Origin of the sequence: Brucella sp. HL-2 (assembly GCF_025846885.2) — a bacterium.
Classification (GTDB): Bacteria; Pseudomonadota; Alphaproteobacteria; order Rhizobiales; family Rhizobiaceae; genus Brucella; species Brucella quorumnocens.
Genome location: NZ_JAOYTK010000026.1, coordinates 28176 through 48795, shown reverse-complemented (window position 1 = coordinate 48795; position 20620 = coordinate 28176). Strand labels below are relative to the sequence as shown.

The window sequence follows — 20620 nt, the reverse complement described above, 5'->3', positions numbered from 1 at the left end:
CATTCGTCCAGCAAAAGCGCTAATTTGCTGATTCCTATGTCGATAATGCACTTAAGTCTCGACGTGATGTTGCAAACAAATTATCTATAAAATCATGAATCAGCGCTCCAGTGAAACTCCCGGCGAAACCATTGCCGTCCGCATCAGCCGCATCCTCGCGGATCGCATCATTGCGGGTGAGATTGAGCCGGGCAGCAAACTGCGGCAGGATCATATTGCCGAAGAGTTCGAAACCAGCCATGTGCCTGTGCGCGAGGCGTTTCGGCGGCTTGAAGCTCAGGGGCTTGCTGTGTCGGAACCGCGCCGGGGCGTGCGGGTTGCATCATTTGATATCAGCGAACTCCACGAAGTTGCCGAAATGCGAGCAGCGCTTGAAGTGCTGGCGCTACGTCACGCGGCCCCGCATATCACCCGCGCCACACTTGATGCCGCAGAACAGGCAACCCTTGAAGGCGATAAATCGCGCGACGTAAAAAGCTGGGAAGATGCCAATCGCCGGTTTCACCGATTGATTCTCGACCCCTGCAACATGCCGCGCCTGCTTGCCGCGATAGATGATCTCCACGCGGCCAGCGCCCGCTTTCTGTTTGCTACCTGGCGCTCCGAATGGGAAACCCGAACAGATCACGATCACCGCGCGATTCTGACAGCACTCCGGCAAAATGATGTCGATGTCGCTGCGACGATTCTTTCCCGCCATGTGCAGTGGATTGGCCATCGTCCGGTCAAGACCGCTTCCGGCAAAACACGCGATTCCTTCGCTATCGTCGGCTGACCAATTTAAAGTCACAGCTATAAATCTTTGATTTCCGGGCACTTTGCGCCTCATGATCAGTGAATTATATATTTTATTAATTTCACACTTGCCAAATCCAGCGTTTCGCTGGAATTTAAATAGATCGAATCTTATTTTTATCTATAATTTGAGGACGCTATGGTAAGCATCACGCAACCACGCTCAACGTTCAGCCCACTCAATCTTGAATCCCGTTCACCGGCAACGCGTCTCGCAGCCGTTGCATTCGGCACATTGGTTCTGGCGATTTCATCACAGGTCGCGGTGCCGATGATTCCCGTCCCAATCACGCTGCAAACACTGATCGTTCCACTGATTGGTGCACTATATGGCTGGCGTCTTGGCCTTGTTACCGTTCTGGCATGGCTCGGCGAAGCCATGATCGGCTTGCCAGTTCTGGCTGGTGGCGCTGGTGGCATCCAGCATTTTGCGGGCCCAACGGCGGGCTATCTCGTCTCGTTTCCGATCATCACAGCAATGACAGGCTATCTGGCAGAACGCGGCTGGAATGGTAAGCGTGTAGGCCTAGCTTTTGTATCGTTTCTTGCCGCCAATCTTCTCTGCCTTGCACTGGGTGCAATGTGGCTTGCAGGTGCTATCGGCATTGAGAAGGCCGTCGCCTTCGGCGTAACGCCATTCCTCATCGGCGCGCTCATAAAGTCAGCCCTCGGTGCTGCTATTCTCAAAGCTGCCGCACGCTAACTCAAACATAACAAAGCCGCCCTCTTCAAAAGAGGGCGGCTTTTTCGTACCTGAAAACTTTACTGCTTTCGCCTGCGTCGAGCCAGCATATTGAGAGCCTCGACCAGCGCCGAAAAGCCCATAGCCGCGTAAATATAGCCCTTTGGCACATGGAAGCCAAAACCATCGGCAATCAGCGTCATACCGATCATCAACAGGAAACCCAGTGCCAGCATCACAATGGTTGGATTGTTGGCAATGAACCGCGACAGCGGATCGGCAGCGAGCAGCATGACTGTAACGGCGGCGAGCACAGCAATAACCATAATCGCAATCTCGTCGGTCATACCGACAGCGGTAATGATCGAATCGACGGAGAACACGAGATCGAGGATCAATATCTGCACAATGGCAGCACTCATCGTCAGCTGAACGACCTTGCCGCCAATGTTCTCCTTACCGTCTTCCGGATCGACAGTGTGGTGAATTTCCTTGGTCGCCTTCCAAACGAGGAAAAGACCACCAGCGATGAGAATTATATCACGCCAGGAGAAACCATGATCGAAGGCGTGGAAGACCGGTTCTTTGAGCTGCACAATGATTGAGATCGTAAACAGCAATGCCAGACGCAAAATGAGCGCTGCACCAATGCCAATGCGCCGTGCTTTGGATTGCAATTCAGCGGGAAGCTTATTGGTCAGAATCGATATGAAAATAAGATTGTCGATGCCAAGGACGACTTCCATCGTCACCAGCGTGATCAGTGCGGCCCATCCGCCTGGACTTGAAAGAAATGCCAGATGCTCGGCAAAAAACTCCATTGAGTCGTGTCCCCTTACGAAAGCTCATCGCAAGGAAATAGGAACTCCGCAAAAGCGTTCAACGGGCGGCGATCCCCTATCTGCAATCAGCAGCCCCATTGACGATAACTTCGTAAATCAGCACAAAATGAAGCGTTACAGCGGTTCCAGTTAAGACTTAATCGTTGGAACCGCTGTAACTATTTGTTTTTACGCATTTCCGAACGCAAAACCGGTTCCCACTTTTGGCTCAGATGCTTTATTTCCAGAATTCCGGAATGGCCTCTTCAAGCCTTGCGCCGATACGCAAAGGAGCCACTTTTTCGGCAAGACCCGTACGGTCGGAAATCTCGATCCCGACACCGCAAATTGTCGCTGGGCCGCTGGCCGCTTCAAAACGGCCTTTGGGTACTTTCGACAAAAAGCGATTGAGCGGCTCTTCCTTATCCATACCAAGCGACGAGTCATAGTCGCCGCACATGCCTGCATCAGACATATAAGCAGTGCCATTGCGCAGTATCTGGCAATCAGCGGTCGGCACATGGGTATGCGTTCCAACAACGGCGCTGGCCCGCCCATCGACGAAATGGCCGAAGCACTGCTTTTCACTGGTTGCTTCCGCATGGAAATCGAAGAACACCGCATCCGCCTGTTCACCAAGCGGGCAAGCTTCAAGGATCTTCTCGGCAGCGATGAAAGGGTCATCGAGGTCCGGATGCATGAACACGCGGCCCATCACATTGGACACCAGCACGCGCGCGCCGTTCTTCGCAATGAAGAGCCCCTCGCCTTTACCCGCTGTTCCTTTCGGAAAATTGGCCGGACGCAGAAACCGATCTTCACGCTTGGAAAAATCCAGCGCTTCGCGCTGATCCCATACGTGGTTTCCCGTCGTCACCACATCCGCGCCTGCGCGGATCGTGTCGTGAAAAATTTCTTCGGTTATGCCGAAGCCGCCAGCGGCGTTTTCACCGTTGACGATCACAAAATCCAGCTTGAGATCAGAGATCAGCCCCGGCAGCTTTTCATAGACCGCCGTGCGCCCCGACCGGCCCACCATGTCACCAAGAAAAAGTAATCTCATAAATGCGTCTTTATCAGCCCTGATTGAATGAGCGCAAGCCGGTCTCGGTCAGTATATGGTGAAGAGCAATGTCGTGCGGCTCATTGGGCACATGTGGCACTTCCTGGCAGTCAAAAGCCATCCCGACTAACAGCGGCTCCAGACCGCGTTCGGCAAAGCGAGCTAGCGCTCGGTCATAATGCCCAGCACCATAACCCAACCGATGTCCACGCTTGTCAAAACCCGCCAGCGGCATCAGCATGATCGCAGGATCGACCAGCGGTGCATTTTTGTCTGGTCCCATGGTACCGAAACCTGTTTGAACCAGTTCCGCATCGGGTAGAAATTCACGAAAAGCAATCGTTACCTTGTCGAGCACAACAGGCAGGCAGAGCCGCACACCCTTTTCACGCATGTAAGACAACAACGGGCGCGGATCGATCTCTGAACGGATTGGCCAGTAACCAGCGATCATCATGCCTTTGAGGGCAACGATAGCCGTTTCAGCCTTCTTCGCTGCCGACAAGGAAGCCTCATAGCGAAACCGGGGATCAAGTGCGTCACGGCGCGAAAGCACCTCACGCCTTAATGCCTGCTTGTCATCGCCTCGTGGCTGTCCGTGGTCGTTCATTGCAGCGCCCTCCAGTGATTTTGCTAAAGCATGTCGTGTTTAATCATATCCATGCAACACGATTTAAGCCCTTGTTTTCTCGTATGTCTTTATCCAATAGCCGGTTCCCACTTTTGGGAGATAAACATTAGTGGAACCGGAATGGCGGCATCCGTCAAGAAGCAGCTGCAATCTGTTCTGAGCGATCCCGAATGACTTTCAGCACAACACTATGAAAATCATTCAGGAAAACCTTGCCCCACAGGTCACAGTAGAAATTGATCGGCGTCGCAATCTGATAGCGGGTTGTGAGTGTGAGGCGCGTATGACCGTTCGGCAATGCTTCAAGACGATAATCGCCATTGGCGAGCTTGAGATAGTTGCTGTTCACATTGATATGGGCCTCGACCGCCGCGGGGATCGAATCAGACAAAAACCGGAAATCCCACGCTAAAAGCTTGTTTTCTTCCCAGCGCGTCACGACTTCCTGAAACTTGACGCCCCGCGTCCATTCAAGCTGACGCACGGCACCGATGCCCGTTCCCTCAAGACGAGCGTCCACGGGCTGTGGAACGCCAACGATGCCATGGCTGAATGTCCATGATAGCTCGTCCTGACGTACATTGCGGATTTCCGCCGTTTGTTGCCAAACCACTTCCGGCGGCGCTGCGATGTCAATGATTGTTGTCACAGCCCCATCATGCGGCTCATATTTCAGCAATGGCTCAAGCGGATAAAACAGCAACGGCAGCGCGATCACCAGCATCGTGGAACGCGGTGTGCGGAAACGCCGAATAAGCGAAAGCGTCACCCATGAACCCAGTGCGGAGAAAATGCAGAAAAATGGCGAGGCCATCACGACGCAAATGCCACCTTCTCTGAAGCCAACCATGCTGACGACAACCAAACCGCCGATAATCATCCAGCCCATTCTTACATGACGCCAGAGGTCTTTTTCTGCACGCGGATCGCTGAGGCTGGTGGCAAGACTTGATATCGCCATCGGCAAAAGCATAAGCCCGCCGATGAACGGCATCCATTCCCGCGCTGTGCTCACCCAGATCAGGAGATAGAGCAAAAGCCCGTAAGCCACTGCGACTGGAACAGCCACGCGCAAACGTTCAAAAAAGCCGGGTACATTTGGGGAAGAAGAATTCATCTAAAAACGCACATATCTTTGAAGGATAACGCGTTTTAGAGCATTTGAACCGAAAGCGCGAGGCACCTTTGGCCCGGACCATGCACAAGTTAGGAAAAATGCGTAATTTAGAGAAAAGTGGCGACCACGACGACCGATGGTTGTGATTGATCCCGGGAACCTACAACGTAGGTGGGTGCCATATGCGAAAGCCCACAGGCCTTCACAGGGACAGCTCCCTTAGAGATCAATAAGGCCCCGGGGATGCTGTAACACCTGTCGGGAAGCGCAGTACGCCGACAACCTATATAGGCCCTGTCACAGGTGAGCGCCAGTAGCTACCTTGATATGAGCTATTATATTTTCGTTACGAAGAGCTTGGGCGCGGCGCAATGCGCGAGGCGACCTGTTCAAGCCGAGCGGCTACGTCCGAAAGCATACCGGTAATCGCCGCATCGTTCTTGTCGGCACTAGTCAGTGCCTCATCGCGGGATCGGCGCAAAGTTTCAATTTCGGCCTCAAGCCCTTTAATACGCTTCTGCGTTTCGGCAAGCTCATCCATCACCATGATGCCGGCCATCACCGTCAGACGCAGATCGCCGATTTCGCCGAAAGAAGATTTGAGATGGGTGACGTATTGGTCGAAACGATCAGCAAGACCTGAGAGATGCTCCTCCTGCCCTTCGTCACAGGCCATGCGATAAGCTTTGCCGTCGATGGTAACGGTAACAGTCGCCATGCTTATTCCCCTATCGATCCAGAACGGCGCGTATGGTCTCCATCGCCGTCACAAGACGACGCGAGACTTCGCGATTTGCGGCTTCCAGCCGTTCCGCGCGCGCCTCAGACTGATCGAGTTCCTGAGCAAGACGGCTGCGGTCAGCGTTCATGCGCTGCACCTCTTCCTCGGCTTCGGCGAAATCGCCTTCCTTGTCCAGCCGCAGGTCCACCGCTTGTTCAAGCGTATTGAGTGCCTTTTCCAGCCGTTCAAGGACCTGCCTGAGGGTCGTTTCGGGTGCCATCCATATCCTTTCCAATGCCAGATCACAGACATCGAATCGCGCCTGCCGGACGGGCATCTTTGAAAATACTGTAATAATCGACCGCCCGATAAGCAACAAATGACGAGCCAGACTGGCTGTTCATGCACCGTTATCAGCGCAAAAAAGGCTTTTCGGTGATGAACAGCCCATAAATTGCCCGCATTCAACGCACAGTCGCGGACTGTTTATCGTTCAAAAGTCATCGTTTTGTTGACTCCTCGGGCGCAGGTGCTATGTGTCCCAAAGCCTTCTGCAGCGCGAGCATCTGAAGAATTTAATCGGTTTAAAGAGATTAAATCGTTTAGTATAAGGAGTTCGTGCTTCAGTCCCGAGGCATCGCCGCAACCCCGTTAAAACCTCTATGGAAAGACGGCCGAGACCATGACGAATTCCGATAAACAAAACCAGTTGGCCAACGCTATCCGCTTTCTCTCGATTGATGCGGTTGAGAAAGCCAATTCCGGCCATCCCGGCCTGCCGATGGGCGCAGCCGACATCGCGACAACGCTCTATACGCGTTTCCTGTCGCACGACCCGCAGAACCCACATTGGCCAGATCGCGACCGTTTCGTGCTGTCAGCAGGTCACGGCTCAATGCTTCTTTATTCGCTGCTCTTCCTCTCGGGCTACGAAGATATCACCATCGACGAAATCAAGAATTTCCGCCAGCTGGGCTCGCGAACCGCAGGTCACCCGGAATATGGTCATGCCGCAGGCATCGAGACCACCACCGGTCCACTTGGTCAGGGCATTGCCAATGCTGTCGGCATGGCGCTGTCCGAGCGCATCCTGAACGCACAGTTCGGCGACAGCCTTGTTGACCATTACACCTATGTGATTGCCGGTGACGGCTGCCTCATGGAAGGCATCAGCCAGGAAGCCATCGCGCTTGCCGGCCATCTGAAGCTTAACAAGCTCATCGTCTTCTGGGATGACAACAACATCACCATCGACGGTGCCGTTTCCCTTTCCGATAACACCGACCAGCCTGCACGTTTCGCCGCTTCCGGCTGGAATACGCTTGCTGTTGACGGCCATGATCAGGATGCGATTGCCAAGGCTATCGAACTGGCCAAGGTTTCGGAAAAGCCAACGCTCATCGCGTGCAAGACCACCATTGGTTTCGGTTCGCCAAACAAGGCCGGCACGAACAAGGTCCACGGCTCGCCACTCGGCGCAGAAGAAATCGCTGCGACCCGTAAGGCACTTGGCTGGTCGGCAGAACCATTTGTGGTTCCTGCTGAGGTTCTCGACGCTTGGCGCGTTGCTGGCCTGAACTCTGCCAAAAAGCGTCAGGAATGGGAAAAGCGTCTGGCAAATGTCGATGCTGAAACCCGTGCAGAATTTGAACGTCGCATGCGTGGCGATCTGCCTGCAAACTTCGATGAAACCATCATCGAATATAAAAAGAAGCTTTCCGCTGAAAAGCCCAAGGTTGCGACCCGCAAGTCGTCGGAAATGGCTCTGGAAGTCATCAATGGCGTTGTTCCTGAAACCATCGGCGGCTCTGCCGACCTGACCGGTTCCAACAACACCAAGACCAGCCAGACCAAAGCTGTGACGCCAGAAAACTACGGTGGCCGTTACGTCCACTATGGTATCCGCGAACACGGCATGGCGGCTGCGATGAACGGCATGACACTGCATGGCGGCGTCATTCCTTACTCCGGCACCTTCCTGACCTTCTCAGATTATTGCCGTCCGGCCATGCGTCTGTCGTCGCTGATGGGCATCCGCGTTGTTTACGTCATGACGCATGATTCGATTGGTCTTGGCGAAGATGGTCCGACCCACCAGCCGGTCGAACATCTGGCTGTTCTGCGCGCAATTCCAAACCACAACGTCTTCCGTCCGGCAGACGCAGTGGAAGCAGCAGAATGCTGGCAGCTTGCACTGAAATCGACAAAGACCCCTTCGACGCTCGCTCTGACCCGTCAGAACCTGCCAGTCGTGCGCACCGAACATCGCGAAGAAAACCTCTCCGCATTCGGCGCATACGAACTTGCAGCCGCAAGCAACGATGCCAAAGTCACGATCTTCGCAACCGGTTCGGAAGTGGAAATCGCGCTCAAGGCTCGCGACCTTCTCGAAGGCAAGGGCATTGCAACCCGTGTTGTTTCCGTTCCTTGCTTTGAGCTGTTTGAAGAACAGAGCGATGCATACAAGCAGGCAACGCTTGGAAATGCGCCGGTCAAGATTGCTATCGAAGCAGCGCTCGGCCTCGGCTGGGAACGCTTCATCGGCGACAACGGCGTGTTCATCGGCATGAAGGGCTTCGGCGCTTCGGGCGAGATCAACGATCTTTACAAGCATTTCGGCATCACAGCAGAAGCTGCTGCCGAAGCCGCGGAAAAGAAACTCAACGCCGCCGCATAATTATCAAACGCCGGCGTTAAACACGCCGGCGTTTACGTTTCCAGTTGGGGCGTTCCCAAACGCATTCAACTGTTTTATCAAGCCACTGCATATGCAGAACCCTTTCGGGAGATTTAGAGAAAATGGCAGTTCGCGTCGCAATCAACGGTTTTGGCCGCATCGGCCGTAATGTCCTCCGCGCTATCGTCGAATCAGGCCGCACCGACATTCAGGTCGTTGCAATCAACGACCTTGGCCCGGTGGAAACAAATGCGCATCTGCTGCGCTATGACAGCGTTCATGGTCGTTTTCCAAAAGAAGTAAAAGTCGTTGGCGACACCATCGACGTTGGCTACGGTCCGATCAAAGTACACGCTGTTCGCAACCCGGCTGAACTGCCGTGGAAAGAAGAAGGCGTCGATATCGCTCTGGAATGCACCGGCATTTTCACTGCACGCGACAAGGCCGCTCTTCATCTTGAAGCAGGTGCCAAGCGCGTCATCGTTTCAGCTCCTGCCGACGGTGCTGACCTCACTGTCGTCTACGGTGTGAACCACGACAAGCTGACGAAGGACCACCTGGTCATTTCCAACGCTTCTTGCACCACCAACTGCCTCGCGCCAGTGGCTCAGGTTCTCAACGATGCAATCGGCATCGAAAAGGGCTTCATGACCACGATCCACTCCTACACGGGCGACCAGCCAACGCTGGACACCATGCACAAGGATCTCTACCGCGCACGCGCAGCAGCACTTTCCATGATCCCGACTTCGACGGGTGCTGCAAAGGCTGTTGGTCTGGTTCTGCCAGAACTCAAGGGCAAGCTCGACGGCGTTGCAATCCGCGTTCCAACCCCGAATGTCTCGGTTGTCGACCTGACCTTCGTCGCCAAGCGCACGACCACTGTTGAAGAAATCAACAATGCGATCCGCGAAGCTGCCAATGGCCGTCTCAAGGGCATCCTCGGTTACACCGATGAACCACTCGTATCGCACGACTTCAACCACGATTCGCATTCGTCGATCTTCCACACCGACCAGACCAAGGTCATGGACGGCACGATGGTACGCATCCTGTCTTGGTACGACAATGAATGGGGCTTCTCGAGCCGCATGAGCGACACTGCAGTCGCTTTCGGCAAGCTGATCTAAGCAGCTTCAATGTTTCGCTCCCTTCTCCCCACCGTTGCGCGCTGGCGTTCGCTGGAAGGAGAAGGGCTCGAACATCTCAATATCACGCCCGCCGGTAACACTTTCAACGCCACTGGCGTTATCATCGGCGAGCGTGGCGATGTTCCCTACGGTGTACGTTATAGCATTGATTGCGCAAGCGACTGGCGCGTATTCCATTTCCTCATCGAAACGACATCCGGCTTAACGCTCGAACTCAAATCCGATGGAAATGGGCGCTGGACTACTATGGCCGGCGACGTACTATCCGAGTTTGATGGTTGCATAGACATTGATCTGGCAGGAACACCTTTCACGAATACTCTGCCTATCCGCCGTTTGGGTTTGACGCCCGAAAGCGGCACGGTACAGCTCGACATGCTCTATGTACCGTTCAATAGTTTCCGTCCGTTGCGAGACAGCCAACGTTATACCTGTCTTAAGGAAGACAAGCTCTACCGTTACGCTGCCGCCGACCGCACGTTTACCGCTGAATTGCCCGTCGATGAAGACGGGCTTGTCACCGATTACCCAACCCTGTTCCAGCGCCTGCCTGTCTGAGCGATAATCGCTCACAGACTGCTGGAAAAAGCCCCGGGAGAATTCTCATGAGTTTCCGCACCCTCGATGATGCCGACGTCAAATCAAAACGCGTTCTGGTTCGCGTTGACCTCAACGTGCCGATGGCTAACGGCGAGGTAACCGACCTCACCCGTATCGAACGTATTGTTCCAACCATTGCGGAACTGTCGAAGAAGGGTGCCAAAGTCATCCTGCTCGCTCATTTCGGCCGTCCAAAAGGCGTTTCTTCTGACGAAAACTCCCTGAAACACGTCGTCAAGCCGCTCGCAAAAGTGCTTGGTCACGGAGTGCATTTTGCCGAAGATTGCATTGGCGATAAAGCCAAGTCGGCAGTGGAGGCACTCAAAGACGGCGATGTTCTGCTTCTTGAAAACACCCGCTTCCACAAGGGCGAAGAAAAGAACGATCCAGAATTCGTTGCAGCACTTGCAGCCAACGGCGACATCTATGTCAATGACGCCTTCTCGGCAGCGCACCGCGCGCACGCTTCGACCGAAGGTCTCGCCCATGTGCTGCCAGCCTATGCAGGCCGCGCCATGCAGGCAGAACTTGAAGCGCTTGAAAAGGGCCTCGGTCAGCCAGCGCGTCCGGTCGTTGCAATCGTTGGCGGCGCCAAGGTTTCGACCAAGCTCGACCTGTTGTCAAACCTTATCGAGAAGGTTGATGCACTGGTGATTGGTGGCGGCATGGCCAACACTTTCCTCGCAGCACAAGGCCGCGATGTCGGCAAATCGCTTTGCGAACATGACCTCGCTCACACTGCGCGCGAAATCATGGCCAAGGCTGAAAAGACCAAATGCGCCATCATCCTGCCTGTCGATGCGGTTGTTGGCTGGCATTTCGCTGCCGACACACCAAACCAGACCTATGGCGTTGACGCTGTGCCAAGCGACGGCATGATTCTGGATGCCGGCGCGCTTTCCACCGACCTGATCGCCTCGGCCATCGATGATGCGGCAACACTCGTCTGGAACGGCCCGCTCGGCGCATTCGAATTGCGTCCTTTCGATGCAGCAACCGTCAAGACAGCCAAGCATGTTGCAGCTCGCACCAAGGCAGGCAAACTGGTATCTGTCGGCGGCGGCGGCGACACTGTTGCAGCGCTTAATCATGCAGGTGTCGCCGACGACTTCACCTATATCTCGACCGCTGGCGGCGCTTTCCTTGAATGGATGGAAGGGAAGCCACTTCCCGGCGTTGATGTGCTGAAGAAGTAAGAAAACGAAAAGCCCGGGGTTTCCTCCGGGCTTTTTCTTTATGTCTTAGGTGTCAATTTCAACAACCGCCCAGGATTATCATCCTCAATCACCCAGATCGCGCCATCAGGACCAACTGCCACGTCGCGAATACGGTTTTCCATGGAAAACCGTTCAGTTTCATTCGGCTGACCGTCGCTGTTGATCGTCACGCGGATCAGCGCCATCGACGAAAGGCCAGCGATCAGCGCAGAGCCATTCCAGTCGGCAAACATTTTGCCCTTGTAGAATGCCAGTCCGCCCGGCGAGATCACCGGCGTCCAGAACAGCATCGGCGCTTCGAACTCTGGCCGCGTGCTGTGGCGCGGGATCGGGCGGCCGCTATAATTGTCACCGTTGGAAACCACGGGCCATCCGTAATTGAGACCCGGCTTGATAAGATTGAACTCGTCGCCACCGCGCGGCCCCATCTCATGTTCCCACAATTTGCCGTCGGGCGCGAAAGCTAGCCCATAGGGATTACGATGACCCGTTGTCCATGTCAGTGCCTTAACGCCGCCTTCGGAAGCCATCGGATTATCCTTGGGCACAGAACCGTCGAGGTTCATGCGCAGGATTTTGCCCATCGGTGCATTTTCATCCTGAGCAGTCGCCGGTGACATTCGATCACCAACCGACAAGAACAGATGTTTTTTGTCCGGCGCAAAGGCAATCTCGCCGCCGGGCTGCCCACCCTTTGCAGGCGTAGCCTGCTGCCAAATTGCCTTGATATCCTTAAGCTCAGCCTTGCCCTTGCCTTCAGACAGCGTTGCACGCGCCAAAATGAGCGCGCCGCCACCATTTTCCGGCATGACATAGGTGAAATAGATCGCCTTGCTCTTGGCAAAATCAGGCGCAGGAACAACATCCAGCAGACCATTCTGGCCGCTGAACAAAACCTCCGGCACGCCTGCAACTTCCGTCTTCTCACCCTTTTCGGTTACGACAAAAATCTTGCCACCCTTCTCGGTGAGGATCAGTTTGCCGCCCGGCAGAAATGCAATCGCCCATGGTGTGTCAAATTCCGCCACTGCTGCCACATTGAAAGGCAATTCAGTGGTGGCTTCCCTGCTTCCTGCATTGATGCTGTCCGCAAAGGCGGTCTGAGCCGGAAGGGCGATCATCGATGCAGCCAGAATGAACGGCAGGCTTAGTAGGGCACTTCGCATCTCTCCTCCTTATAATTGATATCCTTTAGATGGGATTCTCAGGCGTCATGTCAAAACCAAATGGGGTTGAAATCGCATATTCGTCTGTCGAATCTGGAATATTCATTCTGCACGCCAATTAGAGCAGAGTTCTGACAGCCGGTAAGAAAACTTGTCCCGGCTAAATCGTTTGAAAAAATTTCAATCGTTTCAACCACTTGTGCTGCCATTTTGTTGGCCTAACTCTTCTGCTATCGAAAATGAATATGTGTCTTGAGAGCGGCTGAGGCTCTTTGCCCAGCTTCCCAATATTGCCCCTTGCGGGGCCTTAAGGAGCTACACATGACCGAACGTCTTGAAGATATTGCAATTGCACTCGTCGCAAACGGCAAAGGGATTCTGGCTGCGGACGAAAGCTCCGGCACCATCGCAAAGCGTTTTGAAAGCATCGGCCTCGCCTCGACTGAGGATTCGCGCCGCGATTATCGCGAGATGCTGCTCCGCTCTGACGACGCGATGAAGAATTACATTTCTGGCGTCATCCTCTATGATGAAACCATTCGTCAGAAGGCCAAAGACGGCACACCACTTGTCGATCTTATCCGCAAGGCGGGTGCTGTTCCGGGCATCAAGGTTGACGCCGGTGCAAAACCTCTTGCAGGTTTTGACGGTGAAACCATCACGGAAGGTCTTGATGGCCTGCGTGAGCGCCTCAACGAATATTATGGCGTTGGCGCACGCTTTGCGAAATGGCGCGCTGTGATTTCCATCTCTGATGGGCTTCCGACATGGGGAGCGGTCAAGCAAAACGCGCAGGCCCTCGCCCGTTATGCGGCACTCTGTCAGGAAGCGGGTATCGTGCCAATCGTTGAGCCGGAAGTGCTGATGGATGGCAAGCCGGGCGATCATTCCATCGACCGTTGCTACGAAGTCACCGAATGGGTGCTCAAGACGGTTTTCACAGAACTCTACGACGCACGCGTCAGACTTGAAGGTATGATCCTGAAACCGAACATGGTTATCGACGGCAAGAAGGCGCGCAAAGCCTCTGTTGAAGAAGTGGCCGAAAAGACCGTCCGCTGCTTCCGTAACACGGTCCCTGCCGCAGTGCCGGGCATTGCTTTCCTGTCGGGCGGCCAGACTGGCGAAGAAGCAACAGCACATCTGTCTGCAATGAATGCCGGCTTCGAAATGCCATGGAAAATGACCTTCTCCTATGGCCGTGCGTTGCAGGCTGCTTCGCTGGAAGCCTGGGGCGGTAAGGACGAGAACGTCGCTGCTGGCCAGCGCGCTTTTTCGCATCGTGCAAAGATGAATGGTCTTGCTGCAACTGGCGGCTGGAAAAAAGACCTCGAAAAAGCTGCCTAACCGGATACTGCACATGAAAGGCCTGGTTTACGACCGGGCCTTTTAGTTTTCCGCGAAATGAAACCCAACGGCCAATGCCATTACAAAGATTGCAATAACAGCGATCTTCCAGAAATCACCACGTTTCTTCAAACCCGGCAAGCCAAGCGGCTTGATGATGTGCAAGCCCATGAGGGCCATAAGCAGCACAGGCAGGACTTTGGTCACAAAACACCTCTCATGCTTTCTTGTGGCCCAGCCATTCGTATCCCGCAAGCCTCATCAAATTATACCGTGCTTATGATACACTTATTCATCTTAAGTTTCATGGACGAGGCTTTAATCGTCAGCATACACTAACCACCGGAGGAGATGAAAAGCGCGTGGAGGAGACGAGGCCGAACTGGCCTGTCTTGCGCTTTCATCCAGCATGTTATCGCGACGCTTTTTCGGGCCATCTGGTCTGGTAGAGCACGCGCTTCTGGGAGGAACGCATGACGTCAAGATATGCCGAAACCTATGCCGCATGGCAGAACGACCCCGAAGGTTTTTGGGCCGAAGCAGCCAAGGCCATCGACTGGTTCAAGCCGTGGGATCAGGTTCTCGCAAGCGATGAAGGTGTCTATGGTCGTTGGTTCACGGGAGCCGAATGCAACACCTGCTACAATGCACTCGACCGCCATGTCGCAAATGGGCGTGGTGATCAGGTAGCGCTTATCTACGATAGTCCTGTTACAAATTCGGCACGCAAATTCACCTATTCCGAATTGCTCGAAGAGGTTGTGGCGCTGTCTGCCGTCATGCTCGACAATGGTGTAACGAAAGGTGACCGCATTCTCATTTATATGCCGATGGTGCCGGAAGCAGCCATTGCCATGCTGGCTTGCGCTCGAATCGGCGCCGTGCATTCGGTGGTGTTTGGTGGCTTTGCCGCCAACGAGCTTGCAACCCGTATCGATGATGCAAAGCCCGTGATGATCATTGCCGGTTCATGCGGCATCGAACCAACGCGCGTCGTGCCCTATCAGGCGATGCTCGACAAGGCGATTGCAACTGCCCACCACAAAGTCAAACACTGCATCATCCTCCAGCGCGAACAACATCCGCACAATCTTATTGAAGGTCGCGATATCGATTATCGATCAGCAGTAGATGCGGCGCGCGGTCGTCATGTCCCTTGCACATCGGTCGCAGCCACCGATCCGCTTTATGTGCTTTACACATCGGGCACCACCGGCGAGCCCAAAGGCGTGGTGCGCGACAATGGCGGGCATATGGTGGCGCTCGCATGGTCGCTGAAACATGTCTTCGGTATTGAGCCGGGACAGGTTTTCTGGGCAGCATCCGATGTCGGCTGGGTGGTTGGTCACTCCTACATCGTCTATGCACCGCTGATTGCGGGCGCGACCAGTATCCTTTTTGAAGGCAAACCCATCGGAACGCCTGATGCTGGCACCTACTGGCGCATTATCGCGGAGCATGGTGTTGAAGTGATGTTCACCGCGCCTACTGCGCTGCGTGCTATCAAGAAGGAAGACGCAGACGGCAATTTCGTGCGGCGCTACGATCTTTCCAAATTCCGCGCCCTTTATCTTGCTGGTGAACGCGCTGATCCTGACACGATCCACTGGGCGGAAAATCTGCTCGGCTGTCCGGTAATTGATCATTGGTGGCAGACTGAAAGTGGCTGGCCGATGGTTGCCAACCCGCTTGGCCTTGGACTACTCGAAACCAAATACGGCTCCCCCGCTGTCTGCCTGCCAGGCTATGATATTCGCGTGCTCGATGATGCAGGCCATGAGGTCGAACGCGGTCAGCTCGGCAACATCCTGATCAAATTGCCATTACCGCCCGGCTGTCTGCCAACCCTGTGGAACGCCGATGACCGTTTTCGCAAAGCCTATCTCAACGAATTTCCCGGCTATTATAAAACCGCTGACGCGGGCTACATGGATGAAGACGGCTATCTCTACATCATGAGCCGCACCGACGACATCATCAATGTCGCGGGCCACCGTCTTTCGACGGGGGCCATGGAGGAAGTGCTGTCCAGTCATCCCGATGTTGCAGAATGTGCGGTGCTTGGCATTTCCGATGCCGTCAAAGGTCAGGTGCCCTGCGGCTTCCTTGTGCTGAAATCCAATATTGACCGCGATACGCAAGAGGTCGAGAAGGAATGTGTCAGTATGATTCGCGATGTCATTGGCCCTATCGCTGCTTTCCGACTGGCTTTGACCGTAAAGCGCCTGCCAAAGACCCGTTCGGGGAAAATATTGCGATCAACGATCCAGAAAATTGCGGATGGCGAAGAATGGAAAATGCCAGCCACCATCGACGATCCGGCTATTCTCGATGAAATCAGCTCAGTTTTACGAGAGCGACACATCGGTCTGGCTTTTGCGTAGCTCTGCATTATCGCACATCAAATCCGAAAACCGCTTCACACTTTTCGGGATGCGCTTCCAACTCTTGACCGGCGCAAGTCGCCGGTCCACTCTCCGTCAAAATTCGGAGATTGATCGATGCAGTTAGAAGGCAAGGTGGCAATCGTCACGGGTGCTGCCCGCGGTATTGGCTATGCCATTGCCAAGCGTTTCCTCATGGATGGTGCGAGCGTTGTTGTGTCGGATATAGACGGCACAGGAGCGTCAAAGGCTGTCAGGGATCTGGAACAGTATGGCAAGGTTCTCGGCATTGCTTGCGATGTTGGCGACAAGCTCGATATTCACAATCTTCTGACCTATGCCGCCACCAATCTTGGTGAGATTGATATCCTCGTCAACAATGCAGGCATCGTGCATCAGGCCGATTTTCTCGATCTCAAGGAAGAAGACTTCGATCGCGTGATGCGCGTCAATCTCAAAGGCGCGTTTCTCTGTGGTCAGGCTGTCGCCAAACGTATGGTTGCCCGCGTGGAAGCGGGGGGCGAGGCTGGCAGCATCATCAACATGTCGTCGATCAATGCGATATTCGGCTTACCGGAACAACTTGCTTATTCTGTCTCCAAAGGCGGCATGAACCAGCTGACACGCACTATGGCAGTGGCACTTGCCAAATGGGGGATTCGGGTCAATGCAATTGGTCCGGGTTCCATCGAAACTGATATGCTGTCAGCCGTAAACACGAATGCCGAAGCACGCAAAAAGATTGTCGAGCGCACGCCGCTCGGGCGAATCGGTCAAGCTTCTGAAATCGCAGCAATTGCGTCGTTTCTGGCTTCCCGTGATTCGAGTTATGTCACCGGCCAGACGATCTATGCAGATGGTGGTCGTCTGCCACTGAGCTACACCGCCTCACCACGCTTTAAAGCCTGATCAAGTAATTGCGGTGCGCTAATATTAGGATGATAATAATGCGATCCCTCCTGACAGATAGCTGTCAGGAGCCCTGTGTCATAGTATCTTCCTAGAGAAGAGGGATTCACCATGGCACTCGCAATCGCACCACTGCTCGCAGTTCTGAAAGAATACATGCGCAGGCAGGACGAACGTCGACGCTTCATCCTCACACAACGCGCGCTCGACAATCTCCCGCGTGACCTGCGCAAGGATATGGGTTGGCCAGATCGCTATCTGGAGCAGCGCAAAGCCAAACAATGCAACGGAGAATGAACCCGGAATGCGCCGCGCAGACCGCCTTTTCCAGATCGTTCAGCACCTGCGCGGTGGCAGGCTTGTCACCGCGCGACAGCTTGCCGAGCGGCTCGAAGTGTCAGAACGAACCATCTATCGCGATATTGCTGATCTGCAATCGACAGGCGTTCCTATCGATGGCGAGGCTGGCGTTGGCTATATTCTGCGGCAAGGCTTTGAGCTGCCGCCGCTGATGTTTACGCGTGATGAAATCGTGGCGCTTGTAGCAGGCGCGCGCCTAATCCGCGCCTGGGGCGGCGTTTCCATGGCGCGTGGCGCTGAAGAAGCGCTGGTAAAAATCGAAGCCGTTCTGCCCAAGGAAGAACGTGCCCGCATCACCGGCACGCAAATTCACGCGCCGTCGACAAGCATCAGCGTAAGTGAACGCCGTGTCATCGATGCGGTCGAACGTGCTGTCGATGAAGGCACAGTTCTCAACATCCGTTATCGCGATCTGGAAGCCCGGGAGAGCGAGCGCGATATCCGTCCGCTGGGTCTGTGGTTCTGGGGCAAAGTGTGGACAGTGATTGGCTGGTGCGAGTTGCGCAATGCTTTCCGCACTTTCCGCACAGACCGTATTCTTACGGCAGGCAATGCAGGTCGCACCTTTCGCTCCGAGCGCGGCAAGACGCTTGCCGATTTCTATCGTCTCATGGAAATGAGCGAATACAACGCATTTAAGGATTGATCTCCCAAAACCTCATAAAAAACCCGCCAGACCGGCGGGTTTTTTATGTCCATTCGAAGAAAGCTTATTCTTCGTCTTCTTCGGTGTTTGAGCCCTTCAGCGAAGAGAGCTTTGCGAATACCTTGTCCGCATCCAGCTCTTCTTCTTCAGGCTGCTCATCACGGTAATCGAAGTTTTCGGTCGCAGATGCTGGCAGCAGCGTGCTGTCAGATTCCTGCGCTGGGCGATTGCGTGCTGCACGTTCGACTTCAAGGTCGAGGTCGATCTGCGTGCAAAGGCCGAGTGTCACAGGATCCATTGCCGTCAGATTGGCTGAATTCCAGTGGCTACGGTTGCGAATCTGTTCGATGGTCGACTTGGTCGTGCCGATCAGACGGGAAACCTGCGCATCCTTCAGTTCAGGATGGTTACGCACCAGCCAGAGAATCGCATTTGGACGGTCCTGACGCTTGGAAAGCGGCGTATAACGCGGTCCCTTGCGCTTGGCTTCTGGCACGCGCACCTTTGGATCGGAAAGCTTCAGGCGGTGATAAGGATCCTTTTCACCCTTGGCAATTTCTTCGCGCGAAATCTGGCCGGTGATAACTGGATCAAGCCCCTTGATGCCCTGCGAAGCTTCACCGTCAGCAATTGCCTTTACCTCAAGCGGATGCAGCTTACAGAAAGCAGCAATCTGATCAAAAGACAAAGCCGTATTATCGACGAGCCAGACGGCCGTTGCCTTCGGCATAAGAAGCTGGGTGGCCATTAGATATAATCCTTCTGTTCGTCCGCTCCGGTGGCGCGGGACGTGGGAAAAACCACAAATTCCGGGAAATCACGGCCTATATATATTTTTTTTGACCATAGAGCAAGAAAGTGCTTCCACCACATCCCCTATTCTCTATCGCAAGCTAAAATCATGCCACGTCGAGCACGATTTTGCCGATATGCTGACCACCTTCCATCCGGTCATGCGCCCGCCACGCGTCTTTGAGCGGGAAAATCATATCCATAACCGGGGAGACGCGGCGTTCCGCCAGCAGCGGCCAGACTTTTGCTTCCAGTTCACGCGCAATGTCCGCTTTGAAGCCAACAGACCGCGGACGCAATGTCGAGCCGGTATGGGTAAGGCGCTTTGTCATCAGAAGTGCAAAGTTTGCGGTTGCCTTCGCGCCATTCAGAAACGCAATCTGCACAATGCGCCCATCCTCTGCGGCGGCCTTGTAATTACGATCGACGTAATCGCCGCCCACCATATCGAGAATGACATCGGCTCCTTTGCCTTTGGTCACATCTTTGACCACCGTGACGAAATCCTCGTCGCGATAGTTAACAGCCCTGTCTACGCCGAGCTTCAGACAAGCTTCGCACTTGTCGGTCGAACCTGCCGTGACAATCACATTGGCACCAAACGCTTTGCCAAGCTGAATAGCTGTTGTTCCAATACCGGATGAGCCGCCGTGGATCAGCAATGTCTCGCCTTCTTTCAAACCGCCACGTTCAAACACGTTATGCCAGACGGTGAAAAAGGTTTCGGGAATTGCCGCAGCTTCAATATAGCCATAGCCAGACGGCAGCGGCAGCGCGTTGGTTTCGTGCACAACCGCATATTCGGCATAGCCGCCACCAGCAAGCAAGGCCACGACCTGATCGCCGATCTTGTAGCGCCTGACACCTTCGCCAAGCGCAACAATATCTCCCGCGATCTCAAGGCCCGGAATATCGGAAGCACCCGCCGGTGGCGCATAATGCCCCTCGCGCTGAAGAACGTCGGGGCGATTGACGCCCGCCGCACGTATCCGAACCAGAACCTCCCCTGCTTTTGGCGCAGGCACCGAACGCTGGATCGGGCGCAGCATATGAGCGCCACCCGGGCCTGCGATTTCGATTGCTGTCATCTGGGAAGGCAATTCGGCCATCATGATCAAACTCCTGTTCAAACGTCTCGTCGCAGAAATACCACCCACAGGAGTACACTGCTCATTTCAATATAATTCTTCATCGATTTCTTGAAATATATATGCGAAGATTCAAGGTGTTAAATCTTTTCTGCGCTTATAAGTCCGTCATAGACTCCGGAGGAAGGCCATGATCGGTATCGATGAAGATGCAAGTAAGCCCCGCGACAGCGTGGTTCTAAGTGAGGATGAGCTGGCGCTGCTTTCAGTCATAGAGATCGACCAGCGCATCACTTTGCTACAATCCGAAATTGAGCGTCTGAAGGCTGAAATGCTTAAAAAAGGTGACAGCCGCGCTGCTGCCGAAGCGCTTTTCCGCTGAGCTATCATCTCAGCCCGATCATCAACGATAGAGCGAAGTCGCACCTCTCGCGACTTCATAAAATCCCGGGA

General features: G+C 54.3%; 22 protein-coding genes and 1 other RNA gene. 12 read left to right on the top strand and 11 right to left on the bottom strand.

The features are described from left to right. Positions 1-94: 94 nt before the first annotated feature. Positions 95-775, top strand: a complete 681-nt coding sequence (locus OIV19_RS19590; protein WP_095447337.1) for a GntR family transcriptional regulator — start codon at positions 95-97, stop codon at positions 773-775. Between the two features lie 159 nt (positions 776-934). Next, positions 935-1498, top strand: a complete 564-nt coding sequence (locus tag OIV19_RS19585; protein WP_264233195.1) for a biotin transporter BioY — start codon at positions 935-937, stop codon at positions 1496-1498. Positions 1499-1557: 59 nt separating this feature from the next. Here the strand turns inward: OIV19_RS19585 and OIV19_RS19580 are convergent, their stop codons facing one another. The 7 genes from OIV19_RS19580 to OIV19_RS19550 all read right to left on the bottom strand — a co-directional run bounded on the left by OIV19_RS19580 (position 1558) and on the right by OIV19_RS19550 (position 6110). Further along, complete coding sequence (locus OIV19_RS19580; protein ID WP_095447339.1) at positions 1558-2298, bottom strand: TerC family protein; 741 nt, start codon at positions 2296-2298, stop codon at positions 1558-1560. Positions 2299-2536: 238 nt separating this feature from the next. Beyond that, the gene (locus tag OIV19_RS19575; RefSeq protein ID WP_095447340.1) at positions 2537-3361 is read right to left on the bottom strand and encodes a TIGR00282 family metallophosphoesterase; all 825 of its coding nucleotides are present in this window, start codon (positions 3359-3361) and stop codon (positions 2537-2539) included. A gap of 13 nt (positions 3362-3374) precedes the next feature. Next, positions 3375-3971, bottom strand: a complete 597-nt coding sequence (locus OIV19_RS19570) for a 5-formyltetrahydrofolate cyclo-ligase (protein WP_095447341.1) — start codon at positions 3969-3971, stop codon at positions 3375-3377. Between the two features lie 154 nt (positions 3972-4125). Next, entirely contained in the window at positions 4126-5109 is a 984-nt protein-coding gene (locus OIV19_RS19565; protein ID WP_264233192.1) for an SRPBCC family protein, read from the bottom strand. 118 nt (positions 5110-5227) lie between these two features. Further along, a non-coding RNA gene (ssrS, locus tag OIV19_RS19560) (6S RNA) lies at positions 5228-5386 on the bottom strand. Between the two features lie 69 nt (positions 5387-5455). After that, complete coding sequence (locus OIV19_RS19555; RefSeq protein WP_095447343.1) at positions 5456-5827, bottom strand: cell division protein ZapA; 372 nt, start codon at positions 5825-5827, stop codon at positions 5456-5458. Between the two features lie 10 nt (positions 5828-5837). Further along, entirely contained in the window at positions 5838-6110 is a 273-nt protein-coding gene (locus tag OIV19_RS19550) for a DUF4164 domain-containing protein (RefSeq protein WP_010661399.1), read from the bottom strand. A 402-nt stretch (positions 6111-6512) separates the two neighbouring features. Between OIV19_RS19550 and tkt the strand changes: the two genes are divergently transcribed. From tkt to OIV19_RS19530, 4 genes are all read left to right on the top strand, one after another. After that, positions 6513-8507, top strand: coding sequence for a transketolase (tkt, locus tag OIV19_RS19545; RefSeq protein ID WP_095447344.1), 1995 nt, complete (start codon positions 6513-6515; stop codon positions 8505-8507). 122 nt (positions 8508-8629) lie between these two features. Continuing rightward, positions 8630-9637 carry a type I glyceraldehyde-3-phosphate dehydrogenase gene (gene gap / locus OIV19_RS19540; protein WP_095447345.1) on the top strand — a complete coding sequence of 336 codons (1008 nt, stop codon included), beginning with the start codon at positions 8630-8632 and terminating at the stop codon, positions 9635-9637. A 9-nt stretch (positions 9638-9646) separates the two neighbouring features. After that, positions 9647-10216: a putative glycolipid-binding domain-containing protein gene (locus tag OIV19_RS19535; RefSeq protein ID WP_264233183.1), complete on the top strand. Its 570-nt coding sequence runs from the start codon at positions 9647-9649 to the stop codon at positions 10214-10216. 47 nt (positions 10217-10263) lie between these two features. Next, positions 10264-11454 carry a phosphoglycerate kinase gene (locus tag OIV19_RS19530; RefSeq protein ID WP_095447347.1) on the top strand — a complete coding sequence of 397 codons (1191 nt, stop codon included), beginning with the start codon at positions 10264-10266 and terminating at the stop codon, positions 11452-11454. A 38-nt stretch (positions 11455-11492) separates the two neighbouring features. Here the strand turns inward: OIV19_RS19530 and OIV19_RS19525 are convergent, their stop codons facing one another. Further along, on the bottom strand, positions 11493-12641 hold the full coding sequence (locus tag OIV19_RS19525; protein WP_264233181.1) for a PQQ-dependent sugar dehydrogenase: 1149 nt from the start codon (positions 12639-12641) through the stop codon (positions 11493-11495). A gap of 321 nt (positions 12642-12962) precedes the next feature. Here OIV19_RS19525 and OIV19_RS19520 point away from each other — a divergent pair, with 321 nt between their 5' ends. Further along, entirely contained in the window at positions 12963-13988 is a 1026-nt protein-coding gene (locus OIV19_RS19520; RefSeq protein WP_264233174.1) for a class I fructose-bisphosphate aldolase, read from the top strand. A gap of 42 nt (positions 13989-14030) precedes the next feature. On the opposite strand, the gene OIV19_RS19515 is transcribed toward OIV19_RS19520, so the two are convergent. Beyond that, positions 14031-14195 carry a hypothetical protein gene (locus tag OIV19_RS19515; protein ID WP_167388303.1) on the bottom strand — a complete coding sequence of 55 codons (165 nt, stop codon included), beginning with the start codon at positions 14193-14195 and terminating at the stop codon, positions 14031-14033. 266 nt (positions 14196-14461) lie between these two features. Here OIV19_RS19515 and OIV19_RS19510 point away from each other — a divergent pair, with 266 nt between their 5' ends. From OIV19_RS19510 to OIV19_RS19495, 4 genes are all read left to right on the top strand, one after another. Further along, positions 14462-16372 carry a propionyl-CoA synthetase gene (locus OIV19_RS19510; RefSeq protein WP_264233172.1) on the top strand — a complete coding sequence of 637 codons (1911 nt, stop codon included), beginning with the start codon at positions 14462-14464 and terminating at the stop codon, positions 16370-16372. 117 nt (positions 16373-16489) lie between these two features. After that, positions 16490-17281 carry an SDR family oxidoreductase gene (locus OIV19_RS19505; protein WP_264233170.1) on the top strand — a complete coding sequence of 264 codons (792 nt, stop codon included), beginning with the start codon at positions 16490-16492 and terminating at the stop codon, positions 17279-17281. 111 nt (positions 17282-17392) lie between these two features. Further along, positions 17393-17578 carry a hypothetical protein gene (locus tag OIV19_RS19500; protein WP_095447352.1) on the top strand — a complete coding sequence of 62 codons (186 nt, stop codon included), beginning with the start codon at positions 17393-17395 and terminating at the stop codon, positions 17576-17578. 7 nt (positions 17579-17585) lie between these two features. After that, complete coding sequence (locus tag OIV19_RS19495) at positions 17586-18287, top strand: helix-turn-helix transcriptional regulator (RefSeq protein ID WP_095447353.1); 702 nt, start codon at positions 17586-17588, stop codon at positions 18285-18287. A 64-nt stretch (positions 18288-18351) separates the two neighbouring features. Here OIV19_RS19495 and OIV19_RS19490 read toward each other — a convergent pair whose 3' ends face one another. Then, positions 18352-19035, bottom strand: coding sequence for a DUF1013 domain-containing protein (locus OIV19_RS19490; protein WP_095447354.1), 684 nt, complete (start codon positions 19033-19035; stop codon positions 18352-18354). A 151-nt stretch (positions 19036-19186) separates the two neighbouring features. Beyond that, the gene (locus OIV19_RS19485) at positions 19187-20191 is read right to left on the bottom strand and encodes an NAD(P)H-quinone oxidoreductase (RefSeq protein ID WP_264233167.1); all 1005 of its coding nucleotides are present in this window, start codon (positions 20189-20191) and stop codon (positions 19187-19189) included. 166 nt (positions 20192-20357) lie between these two features. Between OIV19_RS19485 and OIV19_RS19480 the strand changes: the two genes are divergently transcribed. After that, a complete protein-coding gene (locus tag OIV19_RS19480; protein WP_264233165.1) occupies positions 20358-20549 on the top strand; it encodes a DUF1192 family protein in 192 nt (63 codons plus the stop codon). The last annotated feature ends 71 nt before the right edge of the window (positions 20550-20620 follow it).

Excerpts from the sequence above, each read along its gene's own strand:
- OIV19_RS19590 (WP_095447337.1), top strand. The coding sequence starts at position 95 with ATGAATCAGCGCTCCAGTGAAACTCCCGGCGAAACCATTGCCGTCCGC.
- OIV19_RS19585 (WP_264233195.1), top strand. The coding sequence starts at position 935 with ATGGTAAGCATCACGCAACCACGCTCAACGTTCAGCCCACTCAATCTT.
- OIV19_RS19580 (WP_095447339.1), bottom strand. The coding sequence starts at position 2,298 with ATGGAGTTTTTTGCCGAGCATCTGGCATTTCTTTCAAGTCCAGGCGGA.
- OIV19_RS19575 (WP_095447340.1), bottom strand. The coding sequence starts at position 3,361 with ATGAGATTACTTTTTCTTGGTGACATGGTGGGCCGGTCGGGGCGCACG.
- OIV19_RS19570 (WP_095447341.1), bottom strand. The coding sequence starts at position 3,971 with ATGAACGACCACGGACAGCCACGAGGCGATGACAAGCAGGCATTAAGG.
- OIV19_RS19565 (WP_264233192.1), bottom strand. The coding sequence starts at position 5,109 with ATGAATTCTTCTTCCCCAAATGTACCCGGCTTTTTTGAACGTTTGCGC.
- OIV19_RS19555 (WP_095447343.1), bottom strand. The coding sequence starts at position 5,827 with ATGGCGACTGTTACCGTTACCATCGACGGCAAAGCTTATCGCATGGCC.
- OIV19_RS19550 (WP_010661399.1), bottom strand. The coding sequence starts at position 6,110 with ATGGCACCCGAAACGACCCTCAGGCAGGTCCTTGAACGGCTGGAAAAG.
- tkt (WP_095447344.1), top strand. The coding sequence starts at position 6,513 with ATGACGAATTCCGATAAACAAAACCAGTTGGCCAACGCTATCCGCTTT.
- gap (WP_095447345.1), top strand. The coding sequence starts at position 8,630 with ATGGCAGTTCGCGTCGCAATCAACGGTTTTGGCCGCATCGGCCGTAAT.
- OIV19_RS19535 (WP_264233183.1), top strand. The coding sequence starts at position 9,647 with ATGTTTCGCTCCCTTCTCCCCACCGTTGCGCGCTGGCGTTCGCTGGAA.
- OIV19_RS19530 (WP_095447347.1), top strand. The coding sequence starts at position 10,264 with ATGAGTTTCCGCACCCTCGATGATGCCGACGTCAAATCAAAACGCGTT.
- OIV19_RS19525 (WP_264233181.1), bottom strand. The coding sequence starts at position 12,641 with ATGCGAAGTGCCCTACTAAGCCTGCCGTTCATTCTGGCTGCATCGATG.
- OIV19_RS19520 (WP_264233174.1), top strand. The coding sequence starts at position 12,963 with ATGACCGAACGTCTTGAAGATATTGCAATTGCACTCGTCGCAAACGGC.
- OIV19_RS19510 (WP_264233172.1), top strand. The coding sequence starts at position 14,462 with ATGACGTCAAGATATGCCGAAACCTATGCCGCATGGCAGAACGACCCC.
- OIV19_RS19505 (WP_264233170.1), top strand. The coding sequence starts at position 16,490 with ATGCAGTTAGAAGGCAAGGTGGCAATCGTCACGGGTGCTGCCCGCGGT.
- OIV19_RS19500 (WP_095447352.1), top strand. The coding sequence starts at position 17,393 with ATGGCACTCGCAATCGCACCACTGCTCGCAGTTCTGAAAGAATACATG.
- OIV19_RS19495 (WP_095447353.1), top strand. The coding sequence starts at position 17,586 with ATGCGCCGCGCAGACCGCCTTTTCCAGATCGTTCAGCACCTGCGCGGT.
- OIV19_RS19490 (WP_095447354.1), bottom strand. The coding sequence starts at position 19,035 with ATGGCCACCCAGCTTCTTATGCCGAAGGCAACGGCCGTCTGGCTCGTC.
- OIV19_RS19485 (WP_264233167.1), bottom strand. The coding sequence starts at position 20,191 with ATGATGGCCGAATTGCCTTCCCAGATGACAGCAATCGAAATCGCAGGC.
- OIV19_RS19480 (WP_264233165.1), top strand. The coding sequence starts at position 20,358 with ATGATCGGTATCGATGAAGATGCAAGTAAGCCCCGCGACAGCGTGGTT.